General features: G+C 66.3%; 19 protein-coding genes. 3 read left to right on the forward strand and 16 right to left on the reverse strand.

Translation table 11 applies throughout. From position 1 onward, the window contains the following. Positions 1–108: 108 nt before the first annotated feature. Together AC1RP5_RS20455 and ogt are read left to right on the forward strand one after the other, a co-directional pair. Positions 109–1,161, forward strand: a complete 1,053-nt coding sequence (locus tag AC1RP5_RS20455) for a bifunctional transcriptional activator/DNA repair enzyme AdaA (protein WP_493113749.1) — start codon at positions 109–111, stop codon at positions 1,159–1,161. Then, positions 1,154–1,672 (forward strand): methylated-DNA--[protein]-cysteine S-methyltransferase, encoded by a 519-nt coding sequence (gene ogt, locus AC1RP5_RS20460; protein ID WP_493113751.1) that lies wholly within the window; start codon positions 1,154–1,156, stop codon positions 1,670–1,672. The genes AC1RP5_RS20455 and ogt overlap by 8 nt, the downstream gene beginning before the upstream one ends. A gap of 9 nt (positions 1,673–1,681) precedes the next feature. On the opposite strand, the gene AC1RP5_RS20465 is transcribed toward ogt, so the two are convergent. The 13 genes from AC1RP5_RS20465 to yghU form a co-directional block, all read right to left on the reverse strand. After that, positions 1,682–2,173 carry an SRPBCC domain-containing protein gene (locus AC1RP5_RS20465; protein WP_493113753.1) on the reverse strand — a complete coding sequence of 164 codons (492 nt, stop codon included), beginning with the start codon at positions 2,171–2,173 and terminating at the stop codon, positions 1,682–1,684. Continuing rightward, complete coding sequence (locus AC1RP5_RS20470; RefSeq protein WP_493113754.1) at positions 2,148–2,501, reverse strand: ArsR/SmtB family transcription factor; 354 nt, start codon at positions 2,499–2,501, stop codon at positions 2,148–2,150. The genes AC1RP5_RS20465 and AC1RP5_RS20470 overlap by 26 nt, the downstream gene beginning before the upstream one ends. A 77-nt stretch (positions 2,502–2,578) precedes the next feature. After that, entirely contained in the window at positions 2,579–3,112 is a 534-nt protein-coding gene (locus AC1RP5_RS20475; RefSeq protein WP_493113756.1) for a hypothetical protein, read from the reverse strand. Positions 3,113–3,120: 8 nt separating this feature from the next. Then, complete coding sequence (locus AC1RP5_RS20480; protein ID WP_493113758.1) at positions 3,121–4,098, reverse strand: tripartite tricarboxylate transporter substrate binding protein; 978 nt, start codon at positions 4,096–4,098, stop codon at positions 3,121–3,123. Between the two features lie 66 nt (positions 4,099–4,164). Beyond that, positions 4,165–4,926 carry a DUF899 domain-containing protein gene (locus tag AC1RP5_RS20485; RefSeq protein ID WP_493113760.1) on the reverse strand — a complete coding sequence of 254 codons (762 nt, stop codon included), beginning with the start codon at positions 4,924–4,926 and terminating at the stop codon, positions 4,165–4,167. Positions 4,927–4,938: 12 nt separating this feature from the next. Next, the gene (locus AC1RP5_RS20490) at positions 4,939–5,427 is read right to left on the reverse strand and encodes an SRPBCC family protein (RefSeq protein ID WP_493113761.1); all 489 of its coding nucleotides are present in this window, start codon (positions 5,425–5,427) and stop codon (positions 4,939–4,941) included. Continuing rightward, the gene (locus AC1RP5_RS20495) at positions 5,424–5,753 is read right to left on the reverse strand and encodes an ArsR/SmtB family transcription factor (protein ID WP_493113763.1); all 330 of its coding nucleotides are present in this window, start codon (positions 5,751–5,753) and stop codon (positions 5,424–5,426) included. Before AC1RP5_RS20495 ends, AC1RP5_RS20490 begins: the two co-directional genes overlap by 4 nt. Before the next feature lie 66 nt (positions 5,754–5,819). Then, complete coding sequence (locus AC1RP5_RS20500) at positions 5,820–6,338, reverse strand: UGSC family (seleno)protein (protein WP_493113765.1); 519 nt, start codon at positions 6,336–6,338, stop codon at positions 5,820–5,822. A 16-nt stretch (positions 6,339–6,354) separates the two neighbouring features. Then, positions 6,355–7,440 (reverse strand): hypothetical protein, encoded by a 1,086-nt coding sequence (locus AC1RP5_RS20505; protein ID WP_493113766.1) that lies wholly within the window; start codon positions 7,438–7,440, stop codon positions 6,355–6,357. Positions 7,441–7,455: 15 nt separating this feature from the next. Further along, positions 7,456–8,439: a Bug family tripartite tricarboxylate transporter substrate binding protein gene (locus tag AC1RP5_RS20510; protein WP_493113768.1), complete on the reverse strand. Its 984-nt coding sequence runs from the start codon at positions 8,437–8,439 to the stop codon at positions 7,456–7,458. A gap of 131 nt (positions 8,440–8,570) precedes the next feature. Continuing rightward, positions 8,571–9,473 (reverse strand): LysR family transcriptional regulator, encoded by a 903-nt coding sequence (locus AC1RP5_RS20515; RefSeq protein ID WP_493113770.1) that lies wholly within the window; start codon positions 9,471–9,473, stop codon positions 8,571–8,573. A 34-nt stretch (positions 9,474–9,507) separates the two neighbouring features. Further along, positions 9,508–10,515 carry an asparaginase gene (locus tag AC1RP5_RS20520; RefSeq protein ID WP_493113774.1) on the reverse strand — a complete coding sequence of 336 codons (1,008 nt, stop codon included), beginning with the start codon at positions 10,513–10,515 and terminating at the stop codon, positions 9,508–9,510. 104 nt (positions 10,516–10,619) lie between these two features. Beyond that, positions 10,620–11,495 (reverse strand): glutathione-dependent disulfide-bond oxidoreductase, encoded by an 876-nt coding sequence (yghU, locus tag AC1RP5_RS20525; RefSeq protein WP_493113776.1) that lies wholly within the window; start codon positions 11,493–11,495, stop codon positions 10,620–10,622. Between the two features lie 168 nt (positions 11,496–11,663). On the opposite strand from yghU, the gene rfbB reads away from it, so the two are divergent. After that, entirely contained in the window at positions 11,664–12,728 is a 1,065-nt protein-coding gene (gene rfbB / locus AC1RP5_RS20530) for a dTDP-glucose 4,6-dehydratase (protein ID WP_493113778.1), read from the forward strand. Here the strand turns inward: rfbB and AC1RP5_RS20535 are convergent. Genes AC1RP5_RS20535 through AC1RP5_RS20545 form a run of 3 tightly spaced genes read right to left on the reverse strand, consistent with a single transcriptional unit; the run spans position 12,721 to position 15,819 of the window. Further along, complete coding sequence (locus AC1RP5_RS20535) at positions 12,721–13,311, reverse strand: NUDIX domain-containing protein (RefSeq protein WP_493113780.1); 591 nt, start codon at positions 13,309–13,311, stop codon at positions 12,721–12,723. The genes rfbB and AC1RP5_RS20535 overlap by 8 nt on opposite strands. 25 nt (positions 13,312–13,336) lie before the next feature. Further along, a complete protein-coding gene (locus AC1RP5_RS20540; RefSeq protein ID WP_493113781.1) occupies positions 13,337–14,719 on the reverse strand; it encodes an FAD/NAD(P)-binding protein in 1,383 nt (460 codons plus the stop codon). A gap of 59 nt (positions 14,720–14,778) precedes the next feature. Further along, positions 14,779–15,819, reverse strand: a complete 1,041-nt coding sequence (locus AC1RP5_RS20545) for a sulfate/molybdate ABC transporter ATP-binding protein (protein WP_493115231.1) — start codon at positions 15,817–15,819, stop codon at positions 14,779–14,781. Between the last annotated feature and the right edge of the window lie 20 nt (positions 15,820–15,839).

The following is a 15,839-nucleotide window of genomic DNA, read 5'->3' on the forward strand; positions in this document are numbered from 1 at the left end:
TCCGGTGGCGCGGTCAAACGATGGCCCCAAATGGCGTGTGAGTATCCGGCCGACTTCCAGGTCCGAAAACCGCGAGCGCCCCTCGCATCAGCGTGGGAATATCCATCCATGGAATTGCTTGATCGCAAAACCCACTACCGCGCTTTCCAGAGCCATGACGCCCGCTTCGACGGCCGCGTCTTCGTCGGCGTTACCTCGACCGGCATCTATTGCCGTCCGGTCTGCCCCGCGCGCGTGCCGAAGTTCGAGAATTGCCGCTTCTATCCTTCGGCTGCGGCGGCTCAGGAAGCCGGCTTCCGCCCCTGCCTGCGCTGCCGGCCCGAGATCGCCCCCGACTTCGCCTCCTGGCGCGGCACTGCCAATACGGTGAGCCGCGCGCTGGCGCTGATCGCCGACGGCGCCCTCGACGACGACGATGCCGGCGTCGAGGCGCTGGCCGAACGGCTGGGCGTCGGCGGCCGGCAACTCCGCCGCCTCTTCCAGCGCCATCTCGGCGCCTCGCCCGTCGCCGTGGCGCAGACGCGGCGCGTACTGTTCGCCAAGCAGCTCCTGCACGATACGCACCTGCCGATGGCCGAAGTGGCTCTGGCTTCGGGCTTCGGCAGCGTGCGTCGCTTCAACGAGACGTTCCGCACGCTGTTCAAGCGGCCGCCGAGCGAGCTGCGCCGGAAGAACGGCGCCGACACCTCGGCGCGCGACGGCGTCACGCTGAAGCTTGCCTATCGCCCGCCCTACGATTGGCCCGGCATGCTGGCAGCCCTTGCCGCGCGCGCCACGCCGGACACCGAATGGGTCGAGCAGGATGTCTGGCATCGACAGATCGATCTCAAGGACGGACAGGGCACCGTCGCGGTCGCCCACCTGGCCGACCGCAATGCCGTCGCCGTCACCATCCATTTCCCCTGTGTGAAGACCCTGCCCGCGATCGTGGCGCGCGTGCGCCGCGTGTTCGATCTCGGCGCCGACATCGCGACGATCGACAGCCATCTTGCCCGCGATCCCAAGCTCGCCCCGCTGATTGCCCGCCGGCCCGGCCTGCGCGCACCCGGTGACTGGGAACATGAAACGCCCGGAATCCCCGTGGACGACGAGGCACCCCCGGCATGGCGGCCGTGGCACGCCTACGCCGCCCAGCATCTCAGGATGGCAAACCATGGCTGACATCATCGACCTCGTCGTCGACCGCCTGCCGACGCCGGTCGGCGAGCTGCTGATCATGGCCGACACGGAGGGCCGCCTGCGGAGCATCGACTGGACGGACCATGAGGCGCGGATGCGTGTCCTGCTCGATCGTTACTATGGCAAGGGCCGCTACACGCTGCGGCCGGCGCGCGATCCCGGCGGGTTGACGAAGGCGATGCGGGCCTACTTCAAAGGCGATCTCGCCATCATCGACAAGCTTCCCGTTGCGACCAACGGGACCGCATTCCAGAGCAGCATCTGGCAAGCGCTGCGCAAGATCCCGCGCGGCACGACCATCAGCTATGCCGAGCTGGCCAAGCGCATCGGCAAGCCCAAGGCGATCCGCGCCGCCGGCCTCGCCAACGGCCAGAACCCGATCAGCATCGTCGTGCCCTGCCACCGGGTGATCGGCAGCAACGGCACGTTGACCGGCTATGGCGGCGGCCTGCCGCGCAAGCAGTGGCTGCTGGAGCACGAGGGCGCGCTGTAGACGCCCGCTTCAACCTTCGGCGCGTTTCAACGCGTCCACGACGTCGCCGAGCTGGTCGTAGCCGGAATTGACGCCCTGCACGAAGCCCATGCCGACATGCTCCTTGTACATCGAGGGCGTGTCGAATTCGGTGCTCATGGTGAGCGTGGTCTTGCCGTCGCGTTCGACGAGATCGATCGTGACGATCATCCGGCCTGCGCCGGCGATCTCGAAGCCGTTGTCGTAGACGATGCGGCGATCCTTCACGATCTCCCGGTAGGTACCGCCGAACGGCATGTTCTGCACGCCGCTCGATCCGGTCATGGCGAAGCGGAACTTGCCGCCGACACGGAAATCCATCTCGCACAGGGTGAGAGGCCAACCCACCGGGCCGAACCATTTCATCACATGCTCGGGCTTGCTCATCGCCAGGAAGACGATGCGGGCCGGCGCATCGAAGCTGCGCGTGATGACGACGGTACGGTCGGCGGGATTGTCACTTGCGGCGGCGCTTGCGGACATTGGCGTTCTCCTTGGCATGCAATTCGTTCACGTAAGCGTCGAGCCGGTTGAAGCTCTCCTCCCAGAAGCGGCGATAGTCGCCGATCCACTGCGACGCCGCTTCGAGCGGCGCGGCATTGAGGCGGACCGGCCGGAACTGGGCCTCGCGACCGCGGGAGACGAGCCCCGCCCCTTCCAGCACCTTGAGGTGCTTGGAGATCGTGGGCTGGCTGAGGTCGGATCGTTCGACCAGCTCGTTGACCGTCGCCTCGCCATTCGCGAGCCGCGCCAGGATCGCGCGGCGCGTCGGATCGGCGAGCGCTGAGAAAACCATGTCGAGGTGCTGCATCTTTATATCGTCAAATGGCTATATTGCCTATTATCGATATACAGGTGAGTGCGCAGAGTCAAACCGCCCGCCGCCTTCTAGCGTCGGACGTTCGTCGGTGCCGTCACGTTGCTGTATTCGAAGCGCACGTCGTGCCGCGATTTGGCGGCGCCTTGCATCTCGGTGTGCTGGCGGATCGGCAGCCCGTCAGTGCCGATCCAGATCTCCGCCTCGGTGGTGCCCTGCTCGCCCTTGGTCTGGACGCTGTAGAGCGTCGCCGGCTTGCCATCGACCGTCTCGCTGCGCTGCTTCGTGCAGGTATGGGCCGCCTTCTGCATCGATTGCCGGGAGTCGTTCACGGCCTTCTGGCTGTCATAGGGCCGCGCGACCCACTGGCTGCCGATCTGCATGTAGAGCGTGTCGCCCAGCCGGACGATCTCGCTCTTCAACGGCTTGTTCGGCGCCGACGCGCTCTCGATGGTGATGATCTGCCGGACCGGCACGCCGGCCTGCTTGATGACGGCGTCGAGTACGGCCTGGCAGGCCGCATCGTCGGCGCGGGCGATGCCCGGCGGCAATCCAAACACCAGAGCCGACAGGGCGATAACGAGGAGTCCGCGGCTGGTGTTCATCATAACCCTCAATCCAGCGAGATACCCGTCTCCACCGCGACAGTCTTCCACTGCTTCACCTCGCCGTCGAGGAAGCGCGCCATCTCGGCGCTGCCCTGCGGCATGGGGTCGAGGAAGGCGGCCTCGAATTTCTCCTTTACGTCCGGCAGGACGAGCACGCGGGCAATGCCCGCCGCCAACTTGTCGACGACCGCGGCCGGCGTTCCGGCCGGCGCCAGAAAGCCATACCAGTTGTAGACGACGACGCCCGGCGCACTCTCGGCATAGGTCTGGACGTCGGGCAGTCGCGGATGGCGCTCCGCCGTGGCGATCGCCAGCGCCTTCAGCTTGCCCGACTGGAGATGCGGCATGACCGGCGCCATCGCATTCATCACCAGCGGGATCTGGCCGGTGATCGCGTCGTTCAGCGCCGGGCCACCGCCCTTGTAGGGCACGTGGACCAGGTCGAAGCCGACCTTGGCGCGCAGCAGCTCGTAGGTGAGATGCGGGCCGCTGCCCTGCCCCGGCGTGCCGACGGCGATCTTCTGAAGCTGATCGCGCGGCATCGCGAGCAGCTCCTTCAGCGAATTGGCCGGGAACGACGGATTGGCCACCAGCACCTGCGGCGAGGCGGCCACCAGCGTGATCGGCACGAAGTTCTTGATCGGATCGTAGCGTGCCTTGGAATAGACCGCCGGATTGATGCCGTGCGCCACGTCGGCATAGAGCAGCGTGTAGCCGTCGGCCGGCGCCCGCGCGACGATCTCGGTGCCCAGCATGCCGGCGGCGCCGGGCTTGTTGTCGATGATGAAATTGTAGCCGGCGCCCAGCTCCTGCAGCTTCTGGGCGACCAGCCGCCCGGTGAAGTCCGAGCCGCCGCCGGGCGCATAGGGCACCACGAGGCGGATCGGCTGCGACGGGTAAGCGGCCTGTGCACGGGCGGCTGTGCCTACGAGGCCGGCGGCGGCGCTGGCGGCGAGGAGAGCGCGTCGGGATACAGCTGTCATGGCACGGAGTTAATCACACTTCGTGCCAAGCCGAACCTCCCGGCGAGCGGCCGTGCCATCGTGTGATCAGCGGCTACCGTACTCGTCGTGGCGGCGGAACCTCGGCGCCTGTTCGTTGCGGCCCTTGGGCGCGCGATCGAGCCACTGGTACATCGACCACAGCCCATCGACGCCGCGCGTATAAGTCGAATAGGTGTGATAGACGGCGCCCTCTTCCATCACGAAGGCACTGACGCCCGGCCGGTCGCGGCCGTAGGTCGAGGCATCGACGCCGCACATGCCCGCGAACTCGACGACCGGACCCGGCGGCGGGTCGATGTCCAGCGCGTGGCCGCCCTGGCGGTAATTGTATTGAACCGTGCGATCGCGCTGCTGCGCCTCGGTGAAAGAAACGTTGAAGTCGAAGTTGAAATCGCTGTCGCCCGACGAGGCCCAGGGGAAGCTCCAGCCCATTCGCTGCCGGTAGGCCAGCAGCTTCGCGAGCGGCGCGCGCGACACGGCCATCAGCGTCACATCGTAGTTGGCGAGATGAACGACGCTGCCGTCGAACCCGTCGGCGACACCTGAGCAGGACGGGCATCCCGCCTTGTAATCGGGTCCGAACATGAAGTGATAGACGAGCAGTTGCGAACGGCCCTGGAAGAGATCGGGCAAGGTGGCGCTCCCCTGCTCCGTGTCGAACGTGTAGGTCTTGTCGACCCGCACCCAGGGCAGCTCCTGCCGGCGCTGCGCCAGCTCGTCGCTACGGCGCGTCAGCTCCTTCTCCGCCTCGAGCAGGTCGAGGCGGGCCTTCATCCATTCATCGCGCGAGACAACTCGATGCTGCATGCGAACCTCCCTTCAGTGTGGCTTGCGGGCAGAGGTCTCTTCCGCCGACAGCGCATCGATGGTCTTCACCACCTGCTTCCAGCCGTGGCCCATGCCGGTGAAGGCGGTCTCGTTGCGTGGCAGCACGAAGCCGGAATGGACGAGCCGCAGGCGCGTGCCGGCCTCTACAGGCGTCAGCGTCCAGGTGACCTGCGTGTCGAGCGGTGCGCCGTAACCCACGTTGGATTCGTGCCCGCCTTTCCACGAATGGACGAAGCGGCGGTTCTCGACCACTTCGAGGACCTCGCAGTGGATCGTGCCGTCCCATCCGCCGGCCGGCGTCGTCTTGTAGGTGAAGCGACTGCCCACGACCGGCTCGAAGCCGGCGATCGGCATCTTCAGCCAGCGCGAGATGAGCGCGCCGGTGGTCAGTACCTTCCAGATCGCCGAGGGCGCATGCGGGAAGATGTCCTCGACGACGATGTCGTGCGTATCGGGCTTGCGGGCGGCAGCGTTGCTCATGGGTCCATTTCCTTCAGGAGGGCACGGAGATTGTCGAAGCGCTCGCGCCAGAAGACGCCGTAGAGGCTCATCCAGTCGACCAACGGCTCCAGCCCCTTGGGCTCGGCGCGGTAGTAGACGTTGCGGCCCTCGGGACGTTCGACGACGAGCCCGGCCTGCTTCAGCGATTTGAGGTGCTGCGAGATGGCGCCCTGCGTCACCCCGCTTCCCCGCGTGAGTTCACCGACGGTGATTTCCGAAGCGCCGACCACGCGCTCGAACACCGCCCGCCGCGTGGGGTCGGCGAGCGTACGCATGACGGCATCGATGGGAGCAGGCTGGTTCATGATCAATACATTAGTTTTCACTAATGCATTAGTCAATGCTAAAACGTAGGCTACGGCCGGCGATCCTCACTGCTGGAGGATCGCCACCGCCTGGCTATAGGCCACCTCGGCCCGCACCTTGAGCTCGTCGAGGGTGCAGCTTCCGATCGGATGCTGGACCTTCACGAACGGATAATCGGGAATGCCGAGGACGCGCGCGATGTTCCTCACCGTCACCTCGAAGGGTGTGGTGCAGATGACCACGGCGCGCTTGCCGTGTTGTTCGAAGCTAATACTGTCGTGCAGACTGCACGTTGAGCAGGACCCTCAATCGCCTAAGCCGGTGATGAGGAAATCCACCTCCTGCGCTACTTGGGTGAGCGTCGTCGCCGGCGCCGGCGCACTGGCATTCCTCTTCGAGGCGACGGTGCGGATGGTGCAGCCGTGACGCTCGACGAAGAGCGCGGCGACTTCCTTCAGCATTTCGTCGGCGTTGAGCTTGCCGTTCTCCAGCAGGCCGATCCGCAGGCCCTCGAGGCTGGCGAGCGGCGGCGCGCGGAACGCCTTGCGCTTGGGCGTCGTCGACATGGGTGAATAGAGCTGCATCGGAAACTCCTTCCGTTCAGGTGCGCACGCCGGCCGGCGGCGGCGTGATGGCTTTGTGCTGCATGATCGACGCCCGTCCCCGGCTCCAGGACGGGATGAAACAGGAATGGCCGCCGGCATCGCCGCCGCCCATGGTCACGAGAATGTCGTCCGGCCGCATGCCGCGATGCATGAAGCCTTCCATGGCGAGCGCATGCGCGTTCTCGCCGTGCTGCGCGTCGTACTCGCGATCGCGGTACTTGCCCGCGCTCTTCATGCCCTCGACCGAACGCCTGGCGGAGACGAACAGGAACTCCTGCACCTTCTCGCGCGACCAGCCGGCATCGGCCACGATCTTCATGTGCTCGGGCGCCAGGATCACCGCGCTTTGGCCGAGACTGATGCAACCATAGTTGGCCATCGAGTCGGCCACCGAGCCTAAAACTTCCTCGGGCGTGTTGCCGCCGTGGTTCTCGACGTTGAAGAAGCCGCCGCCGGCATAGCAGGTGACGCTCGACACGCCCTTGTCGTAGCCCTGCGCCTCACAGAGCAACGGCCAGGGATTGCCGCGCGACCGTTCGGCGATGCAGAAGCTGTACTTGCCCGGATTGCCCTGCGTGGATTTGTCGGAAATGCCCGGCAGCATCTGGAAGACGTTGCGCAGGATGAGGCGTGTCGCGCGGCCGATCGTGCCGTTGGCGCGGTTGCCCGGACCGAACAGGTTCACATCCGAGTTCATGCCGATCTCTTCGGCATAGGGACCGCTGACGACCAGCAGCGGCGCCGAGCCGCCGGTGCTGGCGGTCGAGCCGTGGAAGTTGAAATCCTGCCGGTCCATCGCCTCGAAGGCGGCGACGATCACCGGGAAATACTCCGGCAGGCAGCCTGCCATCACCGCATTCACGGCGGCGGCATGCAGCGACAGGTCGAGGCCGGTCGCGGGATGGTGTGCGATGACCGTCTCGCGCGGACGCGCCTCGGCCGCCAGCATGGCATCGACCCGGGCGACGACCGGCGGCACGACGGGCAGCCCGTCGGTCCATCCCTGCTCGTAGCACCAGTCGATCGCGGCCAGCAGGTCGTCGGGCACCTCGTGGATGCGGGGCTTGGCGGCAACGGCCATGGCGATGCTCCTTCCCTACTCGACCTTGGCGCCGACGCCTTCGACGAGCTTGCGCCACTTCACGAGCTCGCCTGGCAGGATCGCGCCGAACTCGGGGCCCGGCTTGAAATCGATGTCCGAGCCGCCGCTTTCGAGCTGCTCGCGAAAGACCGGATCTTTTAGCGCATTGGTCATGGCGGCAACGATGGCCTTACCGACTTCAGGCGGTGTTCCCGCCGGCGCGACGAGACCCAGCCAGCCTTCGAGGCTAAAACCGTCGGGCAGCGCTTCCAACAGAGTCGGCGTATCGGGCAGCAGGCGCGAGCGCTTGGAGCCGGTGGTCGCGAGCGCTCGCAGCGTCTTCTGCTGCACCTGTCCCAGCGCCGTTTCGAAGGTCGGGAAGCCGACCTGCACCTGGTCGGACAGGAGCCCGCGCACGATCTCGGGCGCGCCCTTGTAGGGCACGTGGACATAGTCGATGCCGGTGGCCTGGCGGAACGCTTCGGCCGCGAGATGCGCGGGGCTGCCGGCGCCACCTGAGCCGAAGTTCAGCTTGCCGGGATTGGCCTTCGCCAGCTCGACGAATTCCTTCACCGTCTTGGCCGGACTGTCGGCCGGCACGACCATCATCGAGCCGCCGCGCAGGATCAGGCAGATCGGCGTGAAATCCTTAACGACGTCGTAGGTGATCTTGGAATAGAGCGCCGGATTGATGACGTGGCTGTTGGCCATCATCATCAGGGTGTAGCCATCGGGCGCCGAGCGGGCCGCCGCTTCCGCGCCGATATTACCCGCCGCGCCGGGCCGGTTCTCGACGATGAACTGCTGCTTCAGCTCCTGTGTCAGTCGCTGCGCCACGCGGCGGGCCGTCGTGTCGGGCGAGCCGCCGGCCGTGAACGGCACGATGAGGCGCACCGGCTTGTCCGGATACTCGGCTGCCGCCGGGCTCACGAGACCGGCAACGGAAACCGCCGCCAGAAGCAGCGTTCCGCACAGCCCGGAAAGGCGGCGTCTTGTCATCGCGTGGCGCGTCTCGGCCAAAGCCATGGGTCCTCACCGGCAGGTCTTTTTCTTCTGCAAACAGAAACGCCCGTTGGGGGCTCCAGGGCAACCGCCCGAATCGGCATGCCCCATAGCCTGCAGGCATGGGCCTAGCGTCGGCTCCCCTTGCGACGCATGGCGGCGCGGGCGAAGTCGGCGACCTTCTTCACGACCGGCGAACGCCATTTAGCCTCGGTCGTGAGCATCCAGCACTCGTAGCCGATCTCGACGTGCAGCTTCAGCTCGACCAGCGTCCCGTCGCGGAGCTCCTGCTCGAACACGAAGCGCGGCCCGACCGCGACGAAGTCCGAGTCGAGCGGGCGGCTCTTCACCAGCGCATAATCGTCGGAGACGAAGGCGTTCATGTTGCGAGCCGCTTTCGCACTCACCGCGCCCAGCCATTTGCGGAAGCTCGGCACCGCGCCGACGCTGGCGATCGGGTACTTCAGCAGCATCTCGGGCGCGAGCGGCGCCTGCTTCAGCGCGGGATGGCGCGGCCGCACGACGGCAATCCTGAGGTCGTCGCAGATCTTTACGCGCAGGAAATCGGACTGCTCGTCCGGCGCCTCGAAATAACAGAAGACCAGATCGAGGCTGCCCATGCGCAGCGATCTCATCAGCGTCTGGATGTCGTCGTAGCGCGCTTCGAGCTGCAGTTCGGGGAAAGAGCGCCCCACCTGCCGCACGACCTCCGGCAGCAGCTTGATGCGAGTCGCGGGGCCGACACCGATGCGCAGGCTGCCGGTCTCGCCCTTGGCGAGCTGCTCGAGCTGCTGGCTCATCCGCGCGACGCCGGCCAGCAGCCCCGCCGCATGCTCTGCCGCGGCGTGGCCATAGACGGTGGGCCGGGCGCTGCCGCCACTGCGGTCGAACAGTTTCAGGCCCAGCTGCTTTTCCAGCCGCGCGATACTCTTGCTCAAGGTGGGCTGGGAGATTCGCAGCCGCTTGGCCGCACCGCTGAAGCTGCCGGCACTGCAGACGGCAACGAGATGCTCGAGTTGCTTCAGCTCCATCGCGGCAAGGTATCAGGCCACGACGCACCGGCAATCAGTAGGTCGCGAAGATCCGTTCGATTTCGGCCGGATCGCTGGTGCGGGTGAGCGCCAGCGCCAGCAGCAGCCGCGCCTTCTGCGGGTTGAGATTATCCGCTGCCAGGACGCCCGCCTTGGCGAGCTTTTGGCTGCGATAGATGCGGCCCGAGCCGGCGCGGGAGGATTGCACGACCACGACGCCCTGGCGCACCGCCTCCTCCATCGCCGCGAGATCGGCGGCCGGTGGCATGCCGGGCGCGAATCCGGCCGAGACGAGGCCCTTTGCTCCCGCCGCAATGAAAGCGCGCATCGCGCTGCCGTCGGAGCCGGCGTAGGCATAGGCGATGTCGACCCTTGGCAGCGCTTCGAGATCGGTGATGCTGAATTCGGTATCCGGCATGTGCCGCCGCTCGGGCTTGCGGTAGTAGGCGATCTTGTCGCCGTCGGCGTGGCCCAGGATGCCGAAGTCGGGCGTGCGGAAGGTCTGCATGCGCCAGTTCGAGGTCTTCGTGACCTCGCGCGCCGCCTGGATCTCGTCGTTCAGCAGCACCAGTACGCCGCGGCCGCGACTGTCGGGACTGGCCGCCGTCCGCACGCCGTTCACCAGGTTGATCGCGGCATCGGTCGACAGGCCCGACGCCGGCCGCTGCGAGCCGATCAGCACGACGGGCACGTCGACCTTCAGAACGAGGTTCAGGACCCATGCGGTCTCTTCGAGGGTCGCCGTGCCATGGCCGATGACGATGCCGGCCAGCTCAGGATGCTCGGCCACCACGCGATGGCAGAGCGTGGCGAGTTCCTTCCATTCGGCGAAGTAGATCTCGGGGCTCGGCACGTTGCGGAAATCGACCGGGATCACCTCGGCAATCTCGTTGACCACCGCAAACCGCTCGACGATCTGGCTGGCATGCATCCTGTTGTCGTGGATGCCGTAATCCTGCAGCTCGAGCGGGTGGACGCCGAGCGAAGACATGGTCCCGCCCGTGCCAATGAAGGCCACCTTGGGCCGCTTCGTGCTGCTCACGTAATTCTCCCGCGTCGTTCGTGCCTGCCCGCAGGAAGGCAAAATCGGTGCCGTCGCAATGTCGCCGAACGGCGACATTGCGCGCAGCGATTTTGGGGATCTTCCTACTTTTTGGCCCCGATCTTGTCCTGCGTCTTCAGGTCGAAGTCGCTGGCGTCGTGACGCTCATGGAGCTGGGCCGCAGGATCGCCCTGCAGGCGATTGACGATGCGGCCACGGCGAACCGCCGGACGCTCACCGATCTGGTCGGCCCAGCGATTGACGTTCTTGTACTCGTGCACGGCGAGGAACTCGCCCGCACCGTAGAGCAGACCCTTCGCGAGGCCGCCGTACCACGGCCACACCGCGATGTCGGCGATCGTGTAATCGTCGCCGCCCAGATACTTGGCTTCAGCCAGGCGCCGGTCGAGCACGTCGAGCTGCCGCTTCGTCTCCATGGCGAAGCGATCGATCGCGTATTCGATCTTGGTCGGCGCATAGGCATAGAAGTGGCCAAAGCCGCCGCCGAGATAGGGCGCGCTGCCCATCTGCCAGAACAGCCAAGACATGCATTCCGCGCGCTTGGCGGGATCGGTCGGCACCAGCGCGCCGAACTTCTCGGCGAGATAGAGCAGGATCGCGCCCGATTCGAACACGCGCACGGGCTTGGGTCCGCTGCGATCCACGAGCGCCGGGATCTTCGAGTTCGGGTTGGCCGCGACGAAGCCGCTGCCAAACTGGTCACCCTCGCCGATCTTGATCAGCCAGGCGTCGTACTCCGCGCCCTTGTGACCGAGAGCCAGCAACTCCTCGAGCATGATGGTGACCTTCTGGCCGTTCGGCGTGCCCAACGAATAGAGCTGCAGCGGATGCTTGCCGACCGGCAGCTCCTTCTCGCTGGTCGGGCCGGCGATCGGACGGTTGATGTTGGCGAAACGACCGCCGCTCGCCTTGTTCCAAGTCCAGACCTTCGGCGGCGTATATTCGGATGCGTTACTCATTCTCCGGTTTCCTCTGATGACGGCTTCGTTAATGGGCCCATCTTAGCGCCTTTCTTTGGTCTTGCCCGCCCGGGCGCGCCCGAACATATGGTATGCAGGAATAGCGACCGATCCCCGGCATTTGCCGAAACATTGGAAGAGCGAGCCTCCTCACTCCATGATGTCCCTATGAGAATTCTGGTTACCGGCGGTGCCGGCTTCATCGGCTCTGCCGTGGTGCGTCACATCATCCGCGATACCGACTGGACCGTCGCCAACGTCGACAAGCTCACCTACGCGGGCAATCTGGAATCGCTGGCCGAGGCCCAGACCAGCAACCGTCATCGCCATTACAAGGTCGATATCTGCGACCGCGCCGCCGTCGATGCCGTCCTGTCGGAATTCCGGCCCGAAGCGGTCCTGCATCTCGCCGCAGAAAGCCACGTCGATCGCTCCATCACCGGCGCCGCCCCGTTCATCGAGACCAACGTCAACGGCACCTTCACCTTGCTGGAGGCCGCCCTCGCCTACTGGCGCACGCTGGATGAAGCCGCGCGCGGCCGCTTCCGTTTCCAGCACATCTCGACCGACGAGGTGTTCGGGTCGCTGGGCGCCACCGGCCTCTTCACCGAGACCACGCCCTACGCGCCCAACTCTCCTTATTCGGCCAGCAAGGCGGCGTCCGACCATCTGGTCCGCGCCTGGCATCACACCTACGGCCTGCCAACGCTTGCGACCAACTGCTCCAATAATTACGGCCCCTATCACTTCCCCGAGAAGCTGATCCCGCTGGTCACCATCCGCGCCCTGCGCGGCGAGAGCCTGCCGGTCTACGGCAAGGGCGAGAACGTGCGCGACTGGCTGCATGTCGAGGACCATGCCGAGGCGCTGGTCACGGTGCTGCGCAAGGGACGACCCGGCGAGACCTACAATATCGGCGGCAACAGCGAGCGCCGGAACATCGACGTGGTGCGCGGCATCTGCCGCCTGCTCGACGAGATGCAACCCGATGCCGCCCATCGCCCGCACGAATCGCTCATCAAGTTCGTGACCGACCGGCCGGGCCACGACGCCCGCTACGCCATCGACGCCACCAAGATCTCGACCGAGCTCAGCTGGACGCCGCGCCATGATTTCGAGAGCGGCCTGCGCGACACGGTGCGCTGGTTCCTCGACAATCGCGGCTGGTGGGAACGCGTGATGAGCGGCGCCTATCGCGGCGAGCGGCTCGGCCTGGCTCCCGCCTCTACTTGAGCAGATCGAGCAGGCTGCGCGGCAGGTCGCCGCGCTGACGCCGCACCTCGATGCCGAGCAGCGCCGAGATTCCCGGCAGGTTGCCGATCTTGCCGTTCAGCGCCATCGCCACCGCCTCCTGAAACGGCACCCGACGCTGCGCCAGCCGCTCGTCCGCCTCGGGTTGCGGCGCACCGCGCTCCAGTCCCCAGGCGACGAAGACTGGCGTGACCTCGGTCGAGATCCCCGGCGACACCGCGCCTTCGGTGATCTTGAGCCAATGCTCTGCGGTGCACCCGGTCTCTTCGCGCAATTCCTTGCGCGCGGTCTCCAGTGGATCGGTGCCCATGAGCGCGCCGCCGCCGACGACCTCCCAGGAGAAGCGATCCAGCACGTAGCGATACTGCCCCACCAGCGTGACGCTGCCGTCGTGATCGACCGGCACGACGCATACGCCGTAGTACTTCATGCGAACGCTGTGATAGCTGCGCGGCTCTCCGCCGGCCAAGGTCACCCGATCGTGGCGGATCGAGAAGTACCGGCAGTCATAACCGGTCTCCTCCGACAGCACTTTCCAGGGATTGGCTTCGTCCACGGGCTTCATCGCAATCCCTTCGCGTTCGGCTTTCCTACGCCAGCGCGGCCGTCAGGTGACGGGCCACCGCCTCGCACTGCTTGCGGATGTCGGGCACCGCCGTCGTCTCCCACAGGTTGCCGCGGATGGGCGGCCCCAGGGCGAACAGCACGTCCGATGCAACGCCATCCTTGCTCATCAGGCGATAATCGTCGCCGAGATCGAGGCCGAGCGACAGGGCATCCGGCCGCGCCAGGCCGCCATCGAACAGCGACCGGATCAGCGGATCCGCGATCCGGTCGTAGTCGAGTTGCGGGCCGGAGCAATTGACCAGCCAGTCGCCCTCGACCCGGTGTACGGACTGATCGCCACGCGCCTTCACTTCGACGGACACACCTGCCGCGGTCAGCTCGACGCTCTGCATGCGCCCCGCCATCACGACCAGCTTACTGGCGCCTTGCAGCGTCTCGATCTCCGCGGCGACAGGCTGCGCGACGCGATGGCGATGCACTTCCCAGTAAGGCCGGACATGACGCAGGAAGCGCCGCCGCTCCACCGTCGACAGACCACGCCACAGCGCCTGCGTCTGCGGGCGCATCGAATCGAGCACGGCCCGCCAGTCGACGCCCTTGGCCGCCGCGGCTTCGACTTCGCGACGTACCGTCTGCATCAGCTCGGTCACCGTGCGCGGCAGGGCCTCGGGCTTCAGGAAGGCGAGATATGGACCGACGTCGCGATGCGGCAAGGGCATGAAGCCGCGACGGGAAATGGCCGTGATGGTCCCGCGATGTCCGCGTGAATGAAGATCGAGCGCGACGTCGACCATGGTGAGGCCGGTGCCCACCACGATGACACGGTCGTTCTTGCCGATCCGCGACAGCCCGCCGCTCCATGGGTTGGCGATGTAGTGACCCTCGCCCGCGGCATCTGCCTTCGCCTTGATCGGCAGCGCCGGCGGGAAGTTTCCGACGCACAGCGCCACGCGATCGACCGTGTGCCGGGTACCGTCCGACGTCTGCAGCTCGACCGATTTGTTACCGGTCGCGAGACTGATGACTTCGGAGTCGACGCCGATCATCGACGACGCGGGATGCGCCGCGAGACATTCCGACAGCGTCGTGCGGAGATATTGCCCATAGAGGCCACGCGATACGAAGGCGCCGCGCGGCTCGGCGCCGGAATCAGTCGCGCAGCTCTCCAGCCACTTGATGAAATGCTCCGGCCGCGAATCGTAGGCGCTCATGTTGCCCACGCGGACATTCAGGAGATGCTTGTCGTTGGGCGTGGAATAGGCCACGCCACTGCCGAACGCCGCCGCACGATCAAACAGCAGGACCCGGATCGGCACCTGTGATTGCTCGATCAGGTGGACGGCCAGCATCGTGCCGGTGAATCCTCCTCCGACGATACCGAAGGTGGGCAACGCCGGTTCGCTCATTTGCAGCACCGCAGGATCGGCAGGCGTCTACAGGCAAGTATTGGCATCGGGTCTCTCCCTCAGCGTGCCTGGAACAGGCGCATGGTGAGCAGGTTCAAATGAAGTTCCTCGCCCTTGCGCACGGCGTGCTCGAGCGGAAGCGTGATCTCCACCGACGGCAGGCCATCTTCGAGGGCGAGCTCAGCGCGCCGCACTGAGCCGACACGCCGCGTGCCGACGACCTTGCCCGCAAAGGTGCCGTGCCCGGTCGAATGCGCCAGCGTGAGATCCGACGGGCGGATGAACAATTCGGCCGCGCCGTTGGGAAACTGGAACGGCGCCGGCACCTTGCCCCGCCCCAGATTGATCCAGCCCGCTTGAACGTCGACCGACAGCCGCACCGCGTCGCCCACGAAGCCCGCCACGAACGGCGTTGCCGGGCGATCGAGGATGTCGTCGGGCGCGCCGAGCTGTTCCAGTCGCCCCCGATTGAGGATGGCGACACGGTCGGCGAGTTCGAGGGCTTCTTCCTGGTCATGGGTGACGAACAGGGTCGTGTGGCCGGTGCGGTCGTGCAGCTCGCGCAACCAGCGGCGCAGATCGCGACGCACCTGCGCGTCGAGCGCGCCGAACGGTTCGTCGAGGAGCAGCACACGCGGTTCGACGGCGAGCGCGCGAGCGAGCGCCACGCGCTGGCGCTGGCCGCCCGACAGCTGGGCGGGATAGCGCTTGCCCAGTCCCGGCAATTGGACCAGCTCCAGCAGCTCCTCGACCCTCTTGCGGATCTCTGCCGCGGACGGCCGTAGAGGACGAGGCCGGACGCTCAGCCCATAGCCGACATTGTCGGCGACGCTCATGTGCTTGAAGAGCGCGTAGTGCTGGAACATGAAGCCGACGCGCCGTTCCCGCACCGGAAGATGAGTTGCATCCTCGTCCCCGAAGAGGATCTTGCCGGCCGTCGGCGTCTCCAGGCCCGCGAACAGGCGCAACAGGGTCGTCTTGCCGGAGCCCGACGGACCGAGCAGCGCCATCAGTTCGCCCGGGCGCACCTGCAGATCCACGCCGTTGACGGCGGGAACGCCGGAGAACGATTTGGCCAGTCCCTCGGCCGTGATGGCAATGGGCGTGCCCTTGCCTGCGC

It is taken from the genome of Reyranella sp. GW821-FHT12G01, from assembly GCF_058806575.1.

What these genes read in the sequence shown, in the direction of transcription:
- AC1RP5_RS20505 (WP_493113766.1), bottom strand. Translation starts at nt 7,440, where the DNA reads ATGGCCGTTGCCGCCAAGCCCCGCATCCACGAGGTGCCCGACGACCTG.
- AC1RP5_RS20515 (WP_493113770.1), bottom strand. Translation starts at nt 9,473, where the DNA reads ATGGAGCTGAAGCAACTCGAGCATCTCGTTGCCGTCTGCAGTGCCGGC.
- yghU (WP_493113776.1), bottom strand. Translation starts at nt 11,495, where the DNA reads ATGAGTAACGCATCCGAATATACGCCGCCGAAGGTCTGGACTTGGAAC.
- AC1RP5_RS20465 (WP_493113753.1), bottom strand. Translation starts at nt 2,173, where the DNA reads ATGTCCGCAAGCGCCGCCGCAAGTGACAATCCCGCCGACCGTACCGTC.
- rfbB (WP_493113778.1), top strand. Translation starts at nt 11,664, where the DNA reads ATGAGAATTCTGGTTACCGGCGGTGCCGGCTTCATCGGCTCTGCCGTG.
- AC1RP5_RS20495 (WP_493113763.1), bottom strand. Translation starts at nt 5,753, where the DNA reads ATGAACCAGCCTGCTCCCATCGATGCCGTCATGCGTACGCTCGCCGAC.
- ogt (WP_493113751.1), top strand. Translation starts at nt 1,154, where the DNA reads ATGGCTGACATCATCGACCTCGTCGTCGACCGCCTGCCGACGCCGGTC.
- AC1RP5_RS20490 (WP_493113761.1), bottom strand. Translation starts at nt 5,427, where the DNA reads ATGAGCAACGCTGCCGCCCGCAAGCCCGATACGCACGACATCGTCGTC.
- AC1RP5_RS20455 (WP_493113749.1), top strand. Translation starts at nt 109, where the DNA reads ATGGAATTGCTTGATCGCAAAACCCACTACCGCGCTTTCCAGAGCCAT.
- AC1RP5_RS20480 (WP_493113758.1), bottom strand. Translation starts at nt 4,098, where the DNA reads ATGACAGCTGTATCCCGACGCGCTCTCCTCGCCGCCAGCGCCGCCGCC.
- AC1RP5_RS20510 (WP_493113768.1), bottom strand. Translation starts at nt 8,439, where the DNA reads ATGACAAGACGCCGCCTTTCCGGGCTGTGCGGAACGCTGCTTCTGGCG.
- AC1RP5_RS20540 (WP_493113781.1), bottom strand. Translation starts at nt 14,719, where the DNA reads ATGAGCGAACCGGCGTTGCCCACCTTCGGTATCGTCGGAGGAGGATTC.
- AC1RP5_RS20485 (WP_493113760.1), bottom strand. Translation starts at nt 4,926, where the DNA reads ATGCAGCATCGAGTTGTCTCGCGCGATGAATGGATGAAGGCCCGCCTC.
- AC1RP5_RS20475 (WP_493113756.1), bottom strand. Translation starts at nt 3,112, where the DNA reads ATGAACACCAGCCGCGGACTCCTCGTTATCGCCCTGTCGGCTCTGGTG.
- AC1RP5_RS20535 (WP_493113780.1), bottom strand. Translation starts at nt 13,311, where the DNA reads ATGAAGCCCGTGGACGAAGCCAATCCCTGGAAAGTGCTGTCGGAGGAG.
- AC1RP5_RS20470 (WP_493113754.1), bottom strand. Translation starts at nt 2,501, where the DNA reads ATGCAGCACCTCGACATGGTTTTCTCAGCGCTCGCCGATCCGACGCGC.